Raw genomic sequence first — 16542 nt, forward strand, 5'->3', positions numbered from 1 at the left:
TGTAGGCGCTGCCGAGCGAAGCGAGGCTGCGATCTTTTGATCTTTCACTTGAGAATCAATGGGGTTCGGAAAGATCGCAGCCTCGCTTCGCTCGACAGCTCCTACGAACCCATGCAGCAGGAGTCTGCCCATGCTCAAGACATTGGCGGTGGCCAACTATCGCTCGATCAATAAACTGGTCATCCCCCTGGGCCGGCTGAACCTGATCACCGGTCCCAACGGCAGTGGCAAGTCCAATCTGTACCGCGCCCTGCGCCTGTTGGCCGAGACAGCCCAGGGCGGGGTGGTCAACGCTCTGGCCCGCGAAGGTGGACTGGACTCGACCTTCTGGGCCGGGCCTGAAGAAATCAGCCGGCGCATGCGCAACGGCGAAGTGCCGGTCCAGGCAACTCTGCGCCGGGATACCAAGCGCCTGCGCCTGGGCTTCGCCGGTGAAGACTTCAACTATTCGATTGCCTTGGGCTTGTCGGCAAACGGTGGCTCAGCGTTTTCACTGGACCCTGAAATCAAGCGCGAATGCATCTGGGCCGGCCCGGTGTTTCGGCCTGCCAGCCTGCTGGTGGACCGCAACGGGCCGATGATCCGTGCCCGCGAAGGCCGCTCCTGGGATGTGCTGGCCCAGCACACGCCGACCTTCGACAGCCTGTTCGACCAGGTCGGCAGCTTGCGTACTTCGCCCGAGGTCTTGCAGATGCGCGAGTTCATTCGTCGCTGGCGCTTCTATGACCATTTTCGCAGCGATGCCGACGCCCCGGCGCGCCAACCGCAACTGGGCACCCGCACGCCGGTGCTGCACCACGACGGACGCGACCTGGCCGCTGCACTGCAGACCATCCTTGAAATCGGCGATGTCGAGGCCTTGGATGCCGCCATCGGCGACGCGTTCCCCGGTGCCCACCTGCATATCGAGCAATTGCAGGGCGGACGTTTCGCCATCGCGTTTCAACAGCATGGCCTGCTGCGCCCGCTGTCCGCCGCTGAACTGTCGGACGGGACCCTGCGCTATCTGTTGCTGGTAGCCGCCCTGCTCACACCACGACCGCCCTCGCTGATGGTGCTCAACGAACCGGAAACCAGCCTGCACCCCGATTTGTTGCCAGCCTTGGCGCGACTGATCATCCGGGCTTCAGTCAATTGCCAGGTCTGGGTGGTGTCCCACGCCACGCGCCTGATCACCGCCTTGGAGCAGGATGAGGGTTGCAATTGCATCGTGCTGGAAAAGGAGCTTGGGCAGACTGGGATTGTCGGGCAGCGGGTGTTGGATGAACCGGCGTGGCATTGGCCGGATTAATGAGCGCCTGCTCAACCGAATCGCGAGCACAAAAAACGCCGACGCTGTATCAGCCGTCGGCGTTTGAAACCGTGAAAGGGTTTAGCCTGCGAATCAGAACGCCGGCAGTACCGCGCCGCTGTATTTCTTCTCGATGAACGCCTTCACTTCAGGGCTGGTCAGGGCCTTGGCCAGCTTCTGGATGGCCGGGCTGTCCTTGTTGTCCGGACGGGCCACCAGGAAGTTGACGTAAGGCGAGTCCGCGCCTTCGATCACCAGTGCATCCTTGGCTGGGTTAAGACCCGCTTCCAGGGCATAGTTGGTGTTGATCATGTCCAGGTCGACCTGGTCCAGCACACGCGGCAGCATGGCCGATTCCAGTTCCTTGAACTTGAAGTTGTGCGGGTTCTTGGCGATGTCCTTGGGCGTTGCCAGAGCGTTTTTCGGATCCTTGAGCTCGATCAGGCCAGCCTTCTGCAACAGGATCAGGGCGCGACCACTGTTGCTGCCTTCGTTGGGAATGGCGATGGTCGCACCGTCCTTGAGTTCGGCCAGGCTTTTGACTTTCTTCGAGTAGCCACCGAAGGGTTCCACATGCACACCGATCACGGTCACCAGATCGGTGCCTTTGCCTTCGTTGAAGCTCTTGAGGTAGGGCAGGGTCTGGAAGTAGTTGGCGTCCAGGCGCTTCTGGTCAACCTGTACGTTGGGTTGCACGTAGTCGGTGAAGACCTTGATTTCCAGGTCCACGCCTTCTTTGGCCAGGGCCGGCTTGATCAGCTCGAGAATCTCAGCGTGGGGCACCGGGGTGGCCGCGACGACCAGTTTCTCCACGGCCTGGGCCAGGCCAGAGGCCAGGGCTGCCGCCAATGCGGTGAACAACAGAACCTTTTTCATGCAGTGTCCTTATCGAAAATCACAGTCGTCATGGACGACGGCCAAATGTGGAGTGCCAGTGAAGTGCTATCGCTGGCGTGATGCGGACGATACCGATATTTTTTATTCCTTAACAATATCTTTTGTTCAAGTTCATATTCATTTTACTCATATAGAAAACACCGCTTTTGCGGCGAGGGCGCGTGCTCGCGCTAAGCTTCTGTAGGAGCTGGCGAAGCCTGCGATCTTTTGATCTTGATCTTGATCTTGATTTTTCACTTGCGACTCAATTGTCTGGGACAAGATCGCAGCCTCGTTGCACTCGACAGCTCCTACACCGCTCCTACACCGCTCCTGCACGATTGAGCAGCGCCTTGAGGGCTGTGCGCTCGGCCTCCGAACCCCGTGCAATGACCTGCGCCACCTGCTGATCAATCAGCTCCAGGGCTGAAGGCTGGGACGGCAGATTCAAGTGCTCCGGCAAAATCTCATCCCCCGTGCTCACCAGCAACGCGAAGTGAATGACGTTTTCCAGCTCGCGGGTGTTGCCCGGCCAACTGTGCCGCTCGAGGGCATACTGCGCCGCTTCACTGATCAGCGGCACCGTGAGGCCGAGTCGCTGGCTGTAGATGCCCAGAAAGTATTCGGCCAGGGACAGAATATCGCCCACCCGTTCGCGCAGGGCCGGCAGCTCCAGCTGGCCTTCGCCAAGGTAATGGTAGAGCCGTTCGTGGAATTTTCCGGCCGCCACCGCTTGCGCCAGGTCGATGCTGGTCGCTGCCACCAGGCGGACATCCACCGGGCTGGGCTGATGCGCGCCCACACGGGTGACTTCGTGGTTCTCCAGGGCCGCCAGCAGTTTGATCTGGATCGGCAGCGGTAAATCACCGATTTCATCCAAGTAGAGGGTGCCGCCATTGGCCGAACCAAACCAACCGGCCCGGCTGCTGGCGGAGCCGCTGTAGCTGCCGGCGGCATAGCCGAACAGTTCGGCGTCGGCGTAGGTCGGGCTGATGGCGCCGCAGTTGACCGACACAAACAACCCGCCGCGATCACTTTCACGGTGGATATGCCGGGCCAGCAGTTCCTTGCCGCTACCGGTTTCGCCGCGTATCAGCACCGAGATCGCCCGGGGCGCCAGTTGCTCCAACGCCTGGCGCAACTGCCGCGAACGAGGGTCGACGAACACCAGCGCCTTGGCGCGAATGCTCAGGGGGCTTTTTTCCGCATCGGGAAAGGTCAGCAACGGCTGACCGAAGGTTTCATGCAAACTCATGACAAGCTCCCGCCCAGACCGCCGGGAGACGGCGGGCGCTAAACATTCAGGCGCGGCGCAGGGCGTGATGCTCCATGCGGTTTTGCAGGCGATAGAGGTAAGCGAAACCCTGCTCCCAACGCTGGTGACCGGACTTCACATTGATATGCCCGGCCCCGGCCAGGATCCCGGCCTCGGCCCCCCAGTTGCGCGCCAGCGCCAGGGCGCGCGGGGCGCTCACGGCGGCGTCGTTGTCAGAGCTGACCACTTGGCTTGGGAACGGCAACAAAGCGGTGGGAATCGGCGCGAAGTTGCGCAGCGCCGGAACACAGGTCGGCCGCTCGACATCCGCCGGCGCCACCAGCAACGCCCCACGCACCTGCCGCAGAAACTGCACCGGCGCGGTGGCGGCCCAATGGGCCACCGTGATGCAGCCCAGGCTATGGGCAATCAGGATCACTGGCGTGCTGTCGGCGGCCACGGCCTCGGCCAACGCCGCGACCCAGTCTTCACGCCGGGGCGTGACCCAGTCGGCCTGCTCGACCCTGGCGCTGTTGGGCAGGCTGTTCTGCCAGTGGGTTTGCCAATGATTTTGCGGCGATCCTTGCCAGCCCGGCACAATCAGGTAGCGAATCGATTCGTTGCGCATGGGGGGCTCTCCTGCGTGTCTGTTCCCGGACGAGTATAGGGAGGAGAGCTATATTGTTTAAGGAATAAGAAGCTATTTGTTAATGCAAATAAAGAATAAGCGAGCATCTCTGTGGGAGCGGGCTTGCTCGCGAAAGCGGTGGATCAGTTGACACTGATGTTGCCTGACACGACGCATTCGCGAGCAAGCCCGCATAGGCTTGGTATGTGCCTCACTCGCTACGCCCCTTGCGCAACAACACATCCAACTGGTCTATCACTTCCGCCCAGTCCGCATCCTCGAGGATTTCGTCGCGCAGCATTTGCCGCTGGCTCTCGCTCCAGAAAAACGCATCGGCCAGGTGCAGCCCAGGCTTGAGGGGGGAATGGCTGGTGATAAATTGATCAATGCCCTGAGCGTCATCGGGCAAGCCCAGTTGCTTGAATAAAGAGGAAAGAGGGTGAATTGGGGGTTCCATACGGGCCTCCTGAACATAATGGAGATGGCTGGGTGTTTCTCCGCAGTCTAGCCCCTCGACGACCGCCAGACTGATCAAAATTCAATCAGCCCTCGATTCGACTAGACTTTGGATAACATCCCGACGAATACACGTTGCGGAGGATCCTGTGAACATTCATTGGTTAACGGTTGCGCTGCTGGCGATCAGCGGGCCTGCGTTCGGCGCCGACGGCCCGGTTCTGCCGGGCACCGATCCCATGGGTTTCTGGCTGATCGCCGTTGGCGTGAGCTTGCTGGTCTTCGAGGCGGCCCTGCCCAATTATGGCGTCGCGGGGCTGGGCGGGATTGTCCTGTGTGTGATCGGCGCGGTCATCCTGACCAACGCCGACGTCCCGGTTCCGCTGATGCTCGGCCTGGGCCTGGTCAGCGCCCTGCTGCTGATCGTCCTGTTGGTCCGTGCATTGAAAACACGGCCGCGCCAGCCTGTCAGCGGCGATGCCGCGCTGTTGGGTAGCGTCACGGCAGTGACCGCGTTGCAGGCCGGCAATCATCATCATGGCTGGGTCCAGTTGGAAGGCGAACGCTGGCAGGTGGCAAGCGCAACACCGCTGCGGCCTGGGCAAGCGGTGCGAGTCATCGCACGCAAGGGTTTGCTGCTGGAAGTAGCCGCCGCTGACTCAGGAGGGGTATGAGATGGGCATGCAAATCGGTTTTACGCTGCTGTTGCTGCTGTTGATCGCACTGGCGGCTTCGACATTCCGGATCCTGCGTGAATACGAACGGGCAGTGGTGTTTCAGCTCGGTCGATTCTGGCAGGTCAAGGGGCCGGGGTTGATCCTGCTGATCCCGGTGGTGCAGCAGATGATCCGCGTCGATCTGCGCACCATTGTCCTCGACGTGCCAGCCCAGGACGTGATCACCCACGACAACGTCTCGGTGAAGGTCAACGCGGTGCTGTATTTCCGTGTGCTCGATCCGCAGAAAGCCATCATCCAGGTCGAAAACTTCCTCATGGCCACCAGTCAACTGGCCCAGACCACGTTGCGTGCGGTCCTCGGCAAGCATGACCTGGACCAACTGCTGGCCGAGCGCGAGCAATTGAACAGCGATATCCAACAGGTGCTCGACGCCCAGACCGACATCTGGGGCATCAAAGTCGCGAACGTCGAGATCAAGCACGTGGACCTCAACGAATCCATGATCCGCGCCATCGCCCGACAAGCCGAAGCCGAGCGGGAACGCCGGGCCAAGGTGATCCACGCCGAAGGCGAGCTGCAAGCCTCGGAAAAACTCATGCAGGCTGCCGAAATGCTCGGTCGCCAGCCAGGCGCCATGCAGTTGCGCTACATGCAGACGCTGGGCTCGATTGCCGGGGATAAAAGCTCCACCATCGTCTTCCCCTTGCCGATTGAATTGCTCAAGGGGATGGCGGAGTTGTCGCCCAACAAAACTTGATGCGTTGCTCACTGTGGGGCGCGGCGACGTTTTGCTAAATCCCCTTGCCACAGTGCAATGTTTCGAGTGTTTCATAAGGCCCCTGCGCCCAGCGCATGACCCGCTCACGCAACAACGCCGAAGCTTCCCGGCGCTTGTCCTCGCTATCGCCGACAAACGCCTGCGCCGGCTGCTTGGCATGCTGCCCCACGGCGGCGAACACTTGCCTGCATTGCGCCTCATCGAGGCGGAAAAACGCCGCCAGCCGGCCCGTCATCGCCTCGGGCAACTCGGTGTAGTTGACCGCCATTGCGGTCAATGCCTGACAGTGTTCCAAGCCCGTCGCCAACAACCGCCCCACCCGGCGCGAGATGAAATCTTCCGGGCCACTGAACGGCAAGCCATCGTCCAAGACACTCGTCCCGATCATCCCCGGCACCATGTGCATGCCAGGACGACGCAGATGGGAGACGGCGATTTCCAAGGGATCGCGGTACAGGAACAGCCAAGGCGTGTCGGGAAAACATTCTCGCAACAGCGCCAGCTCACCGATGTTCCAGGCGTCGAGCTTGACCACCAGGCGTTGCTCCACACCTCGGCGGCGCTGCCCGTAGGCCGACATCAAACCCTTGAGTGCCACGCACCGCTCGGCCGGTGGCAAATCACTGCGCAGCAGGGTATCCAGGGGCGGCGGTTCCGAGATGACGATGTGGTCGTCCAACTGGGCAAGCATCTGGCTGATCAATGTCGAGCCGCAGCGGGAAGCATGAAAAATGAACGCACTGGGCGCCAGACCCGGGCTTTGTCGTTGCCACTGACCGAGCACGTCCAAGGGTGTCTGGCGGTGGAACGCCTGGTTGAAGGGCAAGCGCAGGGCGTCTTCCACGGCGTCGCCGAAAAAAGGCTGCGACAGTCGCGCGTCGCCAAACCAGCACCAATCGACCCACCATTGCCCGGCCTCTTGCCCTACGCGGATCGGCAGCCAGCCGTGCAGGTTCAGGTCTTCCACTGGTTTCTCCACTGCTGGCGACCGGCGCGCATCGCAGCGCGCAATTCTTCCCGGGTGAAATGAAGCCCTTGCTCGGCCCCCAGCGCCAGCGCCGACTCAATGAAAGCGTCGAGGTCGCGCAGGCTCTGCAAGGTGCGGGCGAGGTCAGGATCGGTTGCCACGCGCTGCTGAAAGCGGACAAAGTCGCTTTGCCCGACGCCCGCGGCGGGGGTGGTGGGCAGCCCATCGGCGATCTGCTGGGCCAGCCACGGTCCGGGGCGACAATCGAGCACCAGGTGAACCCGCGAAAGAGCACTTCGATTCACCACCCGATGAGGCCGCGCCAAGTCGAGAAACCAGCACTCGCCCGCCGTCATCGCAATGATTTGCCCATCCAGAAAGAAGTCCACGCCAGGCGAGCTGAGCAGCGGCACGTGCAGGCGCAGGTCGGCGTCCGGCCCGCCCAGGTCATAGTCGCGATGTTCGTGGATGCACCCGTCGGGCCCGAGCCGTAGCAGCCGGGCCGAAACAATCTCCAGGGGCCAGTCGCGCAACGCTTCGTGCCAGCGGCCATCCGTTGACCAAGGCGCGCGGTGCAAGGGCTGACCGCGCCCCGGCGACAGCTCGGTGACGGCATCGGCCGCCGAAATCAGCGCCACCCCACTCCAGTCGCCGCTGTAATAGGCATGGTTGAAATGCCCCTGCCAGCGCTCGTCTTCAATGGCGGCCAGTGCCTGCAACAGCAACGGCAGGTTCACCGACACTGGCAGCCGGGAAAACGCCGGGCGCGTCATGCCTGCGCCCGGTTATTGAGTCACTGCGGCGGTCGTCGGCTCCGTGATATCGCCCTGAGCCCAGGCTGCTTCACGGTTAGCCAGCGCTGTGGCAATCGACTGGACTTCGGTCGATTGCACTTCGTTTGGCAATGGGTCGAGACCGGCACTGGCAAAAATCTGCCCGTAAGCGTTACGCAGGTCGGCGTAGGCCAGGTCCCGACGCAGATCGGCCTGCAGGGTGTTCAGTTCACCCTGGATCAGATCCAGCTCGCCAATGCCGGCAGCCTGGTGACGGTTGCGCAATTGACCGACAATCTGCCCGTCGATGTCCGCCAGTTGCTGGCTGGTCTTGAACTGGCGCAGCGCTTCGCGATAGTTGGCATTGGCCACGTACAACTGCGCCAATACAGCAATCGACATCGCCTGGCGCCGCGCCGACGCCACTTCTTCACCGGCCTTGGCCACGTCGATGGCCGCCGGGGCGGAAATCACGTTGAACAGGTTCCAGGTGACTTTCACGCCATAGTCGGCCCAGCCCTGTTCCACCAGGAACGAGTTGCTGTCGTAATGCCCGCCGGCGGAAAACTCCAGCCCCGGCAGCAGGCGCAGCATGGCCTTGCGGGTTTCGGCGGCGGTGATGCGGGTCTGGTAATCCTGCTCGCGCAGTTCCGGACGGCTGGCCAGGGCTTCCTGTTCGAGACGGGCCAGGTCGACCTTGAGTTCCGGGACGGCGTATTCATCCTGGGTCGCCAAGGTCAGCTCGGTACCCAAAGGCAAGTTGATCAGGGTCGCCAGTTCGGTCTTGGCCAGGGACAGCGCCCGGCGCTGCTCTTCCAGTTGACGGGTGGCCTGGATCAGCGAGCGCTGGTAACCCAGGGCCTGCACCGGGTCACCGATGCGCTGTTCGCTCATGCTCTGGCTGTTGTCGCGCGCCGCCTCGACCCGAACCATCAGGCTGTCGATCTGCTTGAGCAGGCGCTCGGCGGCCATGGCGCGCCAGTAGGCCGAACGCACGTCCTGGACGATGGTGTTGATCACCTTGCGCCGGCGCTCCTGCACGATCAGTCGCTGGTCCCCGGCCTGCTTGGCGCTGATGTAGCTGACGCCAAAATCGAGCACGTTCCAGACCATGGTCAGGTCAGCCACCTCACGGTCGCGATCCTGGGAGGTCGACGGCTCCAGGGACTGGGTACCGGTTTCCACGCTCTGGCTGCTGGAGGCGTTGACGTTGTTGCGACCCACATACCCGGCGTCCAGGGCCATGCGCGGCAGCATGTCGAAACTGGCCAGGTCCAACTGACGCTTGGCCAGGGCTTCCTCCATGATCTTCAAGCGACCTTCGAGGTTGTACTTCACTGCCCGGGCCATGGCCTGGTGCAGGGTCAGCGGGCCGCTGAGCGGCTCCTGATCCTTGTACATATTCTGCAGGTCGGTTCGAGCGCGCTGTTCGCTGACGCTACGCTCGATCGGATCGCTAGTGACCGCACAACCACTCACCACCAACGCCAGCAAACTCATTCCGAATAACTTCTGACTTCTATTCATTCCCTGGATTGCCCCTGACTGCCCCAATATATTTAGAATTCAAGCCTGCACTTGGCTGATGCCGACCTGTCGTAACGCGGTTGCCAGGCTGTCGACCTGACGTTGTTCAGTGTCCTTGAGCTGTTGCAGTTGTTGACCCAGGGTTGGCGCCCCGAACATCCCGCGCAGGCCTTGGGACACGCCATCGCCCTGCATCGACTGGCTGCCGAAGGCGTCCATTGATTCGCCCTCGGAGCCGGAGTCCTGGTTGAACAGGGTCGAAAGCGTGCTGCTGCCAAACACCCCGCCATCACCACCACCAAAGCCCAGGAACCCTTGGCCGGCGCCATCACCGGAGGCGTCATTGCCGAACACCTGGGCGATGTAGCTCGGCGCCAGTGCGCCATGGTTGATGAAAATATCCCCAATCGGTCGCAGGCCCCCGCCCACGTCCCGTTGCTCGAACAGCGCTGGGAAGCCCAGTGGCGACCCCAGGTTGCCGGTCGGCGGTGTAAAGACGATCGGTTGCAACGGCACCTCGGACGGAGGAGTGACCGTGACCGGGTCGGCGGTCAGGAAGTCCGGCGGCGGCTTCACATCGTTGGGCACCACGGTGTCGATCGCATAGTTGTTGGACACCGCCACGCTGGCCCCGGCGTTGCCCGACAGGTCACTGACGTTGCTCGTGTCCAGGGCAATGAAGTTGCTCGGGTCGGTGAGGCTCACCGTTGGCGTGAACGTTGCTGTCCAGGTCTTGCCACCATCGCTGGTGGTCAGGTTGGTCAGTTCGCCGTTGGTGACGCTGAGGTCCGACAGGTCAAAGTCCGTCACCGCTTCGCTGAAGGTGAAGGTCACCTGGGTCGTCTCGCCCACCGTCAGGTTCGGGTCGGCGACCACGATGGTTGCCGTCGGCCGGGTGGCGTCGAGCGCGTAGTTGGCGGAAATCGCGATGCCCACGCCGGCGTTGCCGGCCAGGTCCTGCACATTGCTGGCGTCGAGCAGGATCAGGTTGGTGGCATCGTTGACGCCCGCAGTCGGCGTCAGGGTCGCGGTCCAGGTCAGGCCACCGTCACTGCTGGCAAGGTTGGACAACACGCCATTGGCGACACTGAGATCCGACAAATCGAAACCGGACACGGCCTCGGTAAAGCGGATGGTCACGGTGGTGCTCTGGCCGATGCCCAGGCTGGTATCGCCCACGGTGATGGTGGCGCCAGGGCGAACCGTGTCGATCGCGTAGTTGTTGGAGTCCACCACGCCGACACCGCTGTTGCCCGAAACGTTGACCACACCGCTGGTGTCCAGGCTGATCAGGTTGCTGGTGTCGGTGATGCTGGCGCTCGGCGTGAACGTGGCCGTCCAGGTAATGCCGCCGTCGGTGGACGACACATTGCTGAGCGTGCCGTTGCTGATGGTCAAGTCGCTGTTGTCGAAACCGCTCACCGCTTCCGAGAACGTAATAGTGACCTGCGAGGTTTCCCCTATCTGCAGCGCACTGTCGGCCACCACGATCGTGGCCGTCGGTACCTGCGTCTCGACCACATAATTGGCCGAATCAGTGGTGCCTGTCCCGGTATTGCCGGCCGCATCGCTCACGCCGGTATTGTCCAGGGTGATCAGGTTGCTGGTGTCGGTCACGCCCAGGGTCGGCGTGAAGGTCGCGGTCCAGGTCAGGCCGCCATCGCTGCTGCTGACGGCGCTCAGGGTGCCGTTGGCAACGCTCAGGTCAGCGTTGGTAAACCCGGTCACCGCCTCGCTGAAGGTGATGGTCACCTGCGCGGTTTCACCCGGTTTCAACTGCGAATCGCTTAGCACAATGGTGGCGGTCGGACGCTGGCTGTCGACGCTGTAGTTGTTCGAATCGGTGGTACCGCTGCCCGCGTTGCCCGCCAGGTCGGCGACGCCGCTGTTAGTCAGGGTGATGATGTTGCTGGTGTCGGTGATGCCAGCGGTTGGCGTGAAGGTCGCGGTCCAGGTGAGGCCGCCGTCACTGCTGCTCAAACCGCTGAGCGTACCGTTGGCCACGCTCAGATCGGCGCTGGTGAAGCCGGTGACGGCCTCGTTGAAGGTAATGGTCACCAGCGAAGTCTCGCCAGCGGCAATGGCAGTGTCGGCGACGACGATGGTCGCCGTTGGCCGCACGGTGTCGATGGCGTAGTTGTTTGAGTCGGTGGTGCCGACACCCGCATTGCCTGAAATGTTGATGACACCGGTGTTGTCCAGGGTGATCAGGTTGCTGGTATCGGCAATGCTCGCGTTCGGCGTGAACGTGGCCGTCCAGGTGATGCCACCGTCGGAGGACGACACGTTGCTCAACGTACCATTGCTGATGGTCAGGTCGCTGTTATCAAAACCGCTCACCGCTTCATTGAAAGTGATGGTCACCTGGCTGGTTTCACCGATGCTCAGGGACGTGTCGGCCACCACGATGGTCGCCGTCGGCACCTGCGTGTCGATCGCGTAGTTGGCCGAGTTGGTGGTGCCGGTTCCGGTATTGCCCGCCGCGTCACTCACCCCGGTATTGTCCAGGACGATCAGGTTGGATGTATCCCGCACGCCGAGGGTTGGCGTGAAGGTCGCCGTCCAGGTCAGGCCGCCATCGCTACTGCTGACGGCACTGAGGGTGCCGTTGGCAACGCTCAGGTCAGCGTTGGTGAAACCGGTCACGGCCTCGCTGAAAGTAATGGTCAGCAACGAGGTTTCGCCGACACTGAGGTTGGAATCGGCCAGCACGATCGTTGCGGTCGGACGTTCGGTGTCCAGCGCGTAGTTGTTGGAGTCGGTGGTGCCAACATTGGCGTTGCCTGCCACGTCAACGATGCCGCCACTGTTGAGCGAGATGACGTTGCTGGTGTCCGTGACGCCACCGGTTGGCGTGAAGGTCGCGGTCCAGGTGATGCCGCCGTCGCTGCTGCTCAGCCCACTCAGGCTGCCGTTCGCCACCGTCAGGTCGGCCAAGGTGAAACCGGTCACGGCCTCGTTGAAGGTGATGGTCACCACGGAGGTCTCGCCGGCGGCTATGGCGGTGTCGGCCACGACGATGGTCGCGGTTGGCCGCACCGTATCGACGGTGTAGTTGTTGGAGTCTGTGGTGCCCACGCCCGCATTGCCCGCGCCGTTGATCAAGCCGGTATTGTCCAGGGTGATCACATTGCTGGTATCGGAAATGCTGACGCTCGGCGTGAACGTGGCCGTCCAGGTGACACCGCCGTCGGAGGACGACACGTTGCTCAACGTGCCATTGCTGACGGTCAGGTCCGAATTGTCGAACCCGCTGACCGCCGAGTTGAAGGTCACGGTGACCAACGACGTCTCGCCGATGCTCAACGTGGTATCGGCAATCACGATGGTCGCCGTCGGCACGTTGGTGTCGACCTGGTAGTTGTTGGAATCGGTGGTGCCAGTGCCGGTGTTGCCCGCCACATCACTGATGCCGGTGTTGTTCAAGGTGATCACGTTGGACGTGTCGCTGACCCCGAGGGCCGGGGTGAAGGTGGCGGTCCAGGTGATGCCGCCATCACTGCTGCTGACCGCACTCAGCGTGCCGTTGGCCACGCTCAGGTCCGAATTGTCGAAACCCGTCACCGCTTCGGAGAAGGTGATGGTCACCAGCGAGGTTTCGCCGACGCTCAGCGCCGTGTCAGCCACCACGATGGTGGCGGTCGGACGCTGGGTGTCAACGGCATAGTTGTTGGAATCGGTGGTGCCGCTGCCGGCATTGCCCGCGCCGTCCACCACGCCAGTGTTATCGAGCGTGATCAGGTTGGTGGCATCGCTGATGCCAACGCTTGGCGTGAAGGTCGCGGTGTAGGTGATGTTGTCGCTGGTACTCAGGCCGCTCAGGCTGCCGTTGACGGCGCTCAGGTCCGCCAGGGTGAAACCCGTCACGGGCTCGCTGAAGGTGATCGTCACCACCGATGTTTCGCCAACGGCGATGGCCGTGTCGGCGACCACGATGGTGGCGGTCGGACGCGCGGTGTCGATGGCGTAGTTGTTGGAGTCGGTGGTGCCGCTGCCGGCGTTGCCCGCCGCGTCCGCAACGCCGGTGTTATCCAGGGTGATCAGGTTGCTGGTGTCGCTGACGCTGGCACTTGGCGTGAGCGTGCCGGTCCAGGTGATGCCGCCGTCGCCGCTGCTCAGGCCAGTGACCGTGCCGTTGGCGACCGTCAGGTCGGCGGTGGTAAAGCCTGTCACCGCCTCGTTGAAGGTGATGGTCACCAGGGAGGTTTCGCCAACGCTCAGGGAGGTGTCGGCTACAACGATGCTAGCGGTTGGCCGCAGCGTGTCGACCGCGTAGTTGTTGGAGCTGGTGGTGCCGCTGCCGGTGTTGCCCGCCGCGTCCGCCACACCGGTATTGGCCAGGATGATCAGGTTGGTGGCATCGCTGACGCTGGCGCTCGGGGTGAGCGTCGCGGTCCAGGTAATGCCGCCGTCGCTGCTGCTCAGCCCGCTCAGGCTGCCGTTGGCCACCGTCAGGTCGGCCAGGGTGAAACCGGTCACGGCCTCGCTGAAGGTAATCGTCACCAACGAGGTTTCGCCGATGTTCAGCGCGGTATCGGCCACCACGATGGTGGCGGTCGGGCGCAGCGTGTCGATGGCGTAGTTGTTGGAGTCGGTGATACCGCTGCCGGCGTTTCCAGACAGGTCGGCAATGCCGGTGTTATCCAGGGTGATCAGGTTGCTGGTGTCGTTGACGCTGGCACTTGGTGTGAGCGTCCCGGTCCAGGTGATACCACCGTCACTGCTGCTCAGGCCGGTGACCGTGCCATTGGCGACCGTCAGATCGGCGGTGGTGAAACCACTCACGGCCTCGGTGAAGGTGATGGTCACCACGGAGGTTTCACCGACGCGCAGCGCGGTGTCAGACACCACGATGGTGGCGGTCGGGCGTTGCGTGTCGACGGCGTAGTTGTTGGAGTTGGTCGTCCCCACGCCGGCGTTGCCATTGAGGTCCGCCACGCCCGTATTGTTCAGGACAATGAGATTGGAGGTATCGGTGGTCGCCGCATCCGGCGTCAGCGTGGCCGTCCAAGTGATGCCACCGTCGCCGCTGCTCAGGCCGCTGAGCGTACCGTTGGCCACCGTCATGTCGGCCGTGGTAAAGCCGGAAACGGCCTCGGAGAAGGTGATGGTGACCGTGGAGGTCTCGCCAATCCTGAGGGCAGTGTCGCTCACCACGATGGACGCCGTGGGCGCCACGGTGTCGTTGACGATGTAATTGTTCGAGTCGGTGGTGCCCACGCCGGCATTGCCGGCCAGGTCGGCAACGCCGGTGTTGTTCAGGGTGATGATGTTGGTGGTGTCGGCGATGTTGCTGGCCGCGGTCAGCGTGCCGGTCCAGGTGATGCCGCCATCGCCACTGGTCAAGGTGCCGACGCTGCCGTTCTGCACCGTCAGGTCCGCCGCGGTAAGACCGGTCACGGCTTCGGAAAAGGTGATGGTCACCAGCGACGTGCCACCGGAGTTCAGGTTGGTATTGGCCACGACGACGGTCGCGGTGGGCGGCGTCTCGTCCGGCGTATAGTTGGTGTTGATCGTGCCGCCATCGCCGTAGACGTTGGCCACCGACGCCGGCGAAACACCAGCGCTGCCGGCGCTGGTCCCGCCCACGCCGCTGCCGCCGACGTTACCGGCCAGGGCGGCAAAGTTGGCGGCCGTGATCAGGATCGAGCCTTTGTTCCAGATGGCGCCGACACCGACACCACCGGCACCACCCGCCTGGAGATAACCACCACCGGCACCACCGCCGCCGCCGCCGCCACCCGCGCCGACGTTGTTGGAGATGACCGAGTTGCCGATGATCCGCAGGGTTGCGCCGGTATCGTTATAGATCCCCCCCGCCGCGCCGCCGCCGGCGCCGCCGATGTCGTTATAGCCGTCGCCACCGCCGCCACCGCCGATGGACAAGCCACCGCTGGTGGCCGTGCCACCGGCCGAACCGGTGCTGTAGCCCGGATAAGCCGCACCGCCCGCGCCACCGCTAGTGGAACCGCCGCGCCCGCCAATGTTGAAGAAACCGCCGCCCGCGCCGCCCTGTCCGGGCGTGCCGTTGGCGCCCGAGGAGTTGAGCGTATTGCCGCCCTTGCCACCGGTACCCCCAGTGATCGCGCCACCGCCACCACCGCCGCCGCCGGCGTACTGCGGCGTTACACCACCGCCACCACCACCGCCCGAAGCGGCGTTTGCGGTCACTGTGACGTTTCTAAGGGTCAAGGTGCCGGCGTTGTAGATACCACCGCCCTGGGACACCAGCGCATCGTCGCCGCCGTTACCACCGTTGCCTGCCACCATGCCCCGGGTAATCACCAGGCCATCGAGGGTCGCGGTGGTCCCCGACGTCACGTTGATGATCTGGGTGCGGTATTGCCCATCCAGGGTCACATCGGCCACGTTGTCGTTGTTGAGGTCACCATCGATGGTGACGTTCTTGTCGACGACCAGCACCTGGGTCAGCGCGACGGTCATGCTGGCATTGAAGGTGACGATATCGCCGCTCTGTGCAGACGACAAGGCGGCGCGCAGGGAGCCCACGCCGCTATTGAGGTTGTTGGTAGCGGTCCAGGTGGCCAGGCCCCATTGGTACTCGCTCATGGCCTTGCTCGACAGCACGTTGGCGCTTTCGATGTTGCCAGTGGCAATTTCCAGGTCCCAGTCGCCGCCCAGGCCAGTGCGGTCGTTGGACGCCGCCACGTCGCGGCCGGTCAACTGCGCCAATGAATCGACCAGGTTCAAGCCACGCTCGCCTTCGGCGGTGTAGCAGCCATAGATCAGGATATCGCCGCCAGCGTTCATGTCCTGGCCGATCTGCGCGAGCACTTCGCTGCGCGCCTGGACGTTATCCGCCGACAGGTAGCTGTTGCCCAGCCACAAATCACCGGCGTTACCGTGGGCGATGATCTGCACCGAGCTGATGCCCTGGTGGGTGTCCAGGTAATCGGCGATCTGTTGCAAGCCGTCCTTGCTGGCATCCAGCTGCACGACCTGGGTACCGGGCGCCACACCTTCGAGCAGGCTGGCGGAATCCTTGACCCGGGAATCGACGAACACCACGGTCTTGCCCGGCACGGCGGCCTGGGTGGCATCGACCTGGCCCTGGGGAGCATGGCTGTCGACTGGCTGATCCGTCGTGGGCGCCTTGGTCGCCTCGGCGGTGGGATGGGCGTCCGGCTGCGCGGCATCGGCCACGGTTGCCGCCACCGCGCCGTCGAATAGCATTCGCGGCTCCAGGGACATGATCATTGGCGATGCCAGGGCTTGTGTGCCCTCGGTTACCCGCGATTTGCCTTTGCTCCACCACATGACGATCACCTGGACTCGAACTTTTTGAACGCA

11 protein-coding genes are annotated in these 16542 nt (G+C 63.0%); 3 read left to right on the forward strand and 8 right to left on the reverse strand.

Annotated elements, in window-relative coordinates:
• The first annotated feature begins 130 nt into the window (after positions 1-130).
• Positions 131-1291 (forward strand): AAA family ATPase, encoded by a 1161-nt coding sequence (locus tag AACY31_RS02470; protein ID WP_339481353.1) that lies wholly within the window; start codon positions 131-133, stop codon positions 1289-1291.
• 93 nt (positions 1292-1384) lie between these two features.
• Here AACY31_RS02470 and AACY31_RS02475 read toward each other — a convergent pair whose 3' ends face one another.
• The 4 genes from AACY31_RS02475 to AACY31_RS02490 all read right to left on the reverse strand — a co-directional run bounded on the left by AACY31_RS02475 (position 1385) and on the right by AACY31_RS02490 (position 4507).
• Positions 1385-2167 carry a MetQ/NlpA family ABC transporter substrate-binding protein gene (locus AACY31_RS02475; protein WP_339481352.1) on the reverse strand — a complete coding sequence of 261 codons (783 nt, stop codon included), beginning with the start codon at positions 2165-2167 and terminating at the stop codon, positions 1385-1387.
• A gap of 322 nt (positions 2168-2489) precedes the next feature.
• A complete protein-coding gene (locus AACY31_RS02480) occupies positions 2490-3422 on the reverse strand; it encodes a sigma 54-interacting transcriptional regulator (protein WP_339481351.1) in 933 nt (310 codons plus the stop codon).
• Positions 3423-3468: 46 nt separating this feature from the next.
• Positions 3469-4050, reverse strand: a complete 582-nt coding sequence (locus tag AACY31_RS02485; RefSeq protein ID WP_339481350.1) for an alpha/beta hydrolase — start codon at positions 4048-4050, stop codon at positions 3469-3471.
• A 211-nt stretch (positions 4051-4261) separates the two neighbouring features.
• Entirely contained in the window at positions 4262-4507 is a 246-nt protein-coding gene (locus AACY31_RS02490; protein WP_339481349.1) for a DUF2789 domain-containing protein, read from the reverse strand.
• A gap of 148 nt (positions 4508-4655) precedes the next feature.
• On the opposite strand from AACY31_RS02490, the gene AACY31_RS02495 reads away from it, so the two are divergent.
• Both AACY31_RS02495 and AACY31_RS02500 read left to right on the forward strand, forming a co-directional pair.
• Positions 4656-5180, forward strand: coding sequence for an NfeD family protein (locus tag AACY31_RS02495; RefSeq protein ID WP_339481348.1), 525 nt, complete (start codon positions 4656-4658; stop codon positions 5178-5180).
• Position 5181: 1 nt separating this feature from the next.
• On the forward strand, positions 5182-5943 hold the full coding sequence (locus AACY31_RS02500; RefSeq protein WP_339481347.1) for a slipin family protein: 762 nt from the start codon (positions 5182-5184) through the stop codon (positions 5941-5943).
• Positions 5944-5977: 34 nt separating this feature from the next.
• Here the strand turns inward: AACY31_RS02500 and AACY31_RS02505 are convergent, their stop codons facing one another.
• From AACY31_RS02505 to AACY31_RS02520, 4 genes are read right to left on the reverse strand one after another with little or no spacing between them, the layout of a single operon-like run.
• Entirely contained in the window at positions 5978-6931 is a 954-nt protein-coding gene (locus tag AACY31_RS02505) for a sulfotransferase family protein (RefSeq protein WP_339481345.1), read from the reverse strand.
• Entirely contained in the window at positions 6919-7704 is a 786-nt protein-coding gene (locus AACY31_RS02510; protein ID WP_339481343.1) for an aspartyl/asparaginyl beta-hydroxylase domain-containing protein, read from the reverse strand. Before AACY31_RS02510 ends, AACY31_RS02505 begins: the two co-directional genes overlap by 13 nt.
• A 12-nt stretch (positions 7705-7716) precedes the next feature.
• On the reverse strand, positions 7717-9231 hold the full coding sequence (locus tag AACY31_RS02515) for a TolC family protein (RefSeq protein WP_339481342.1): 1515 nt from the start codon (positions 9229-9231) through the stop codon (positions 7717-7719).
• Between the two features lie 39 nt (positions 9232-9270).
• On the reverse strand, positions 9271-16509 hold the full coding sequence (locus AACY31_RS02520; RefSeq protein WP_339503805.1) for an Ig-like domain-containing protein: 7239 nt from the start codon (positions 16507-16509) through the stop codon (positions 9271-9273).
• Positions 16510-16542: the final 33 nt, after the last annotated feature.

The sequence above is a fragment of the Pseudomonas sp. RL_105y_Pfl2_101 genome, from assembly GCF_963970585.1.
In the GTDB taxonomy this organism is placed as follows: Bacteria; Pseudomonadota; Gammaproteobacteria; order Pseudomonadales; family Pseudomonadaceae; genus Aquipseudomonas.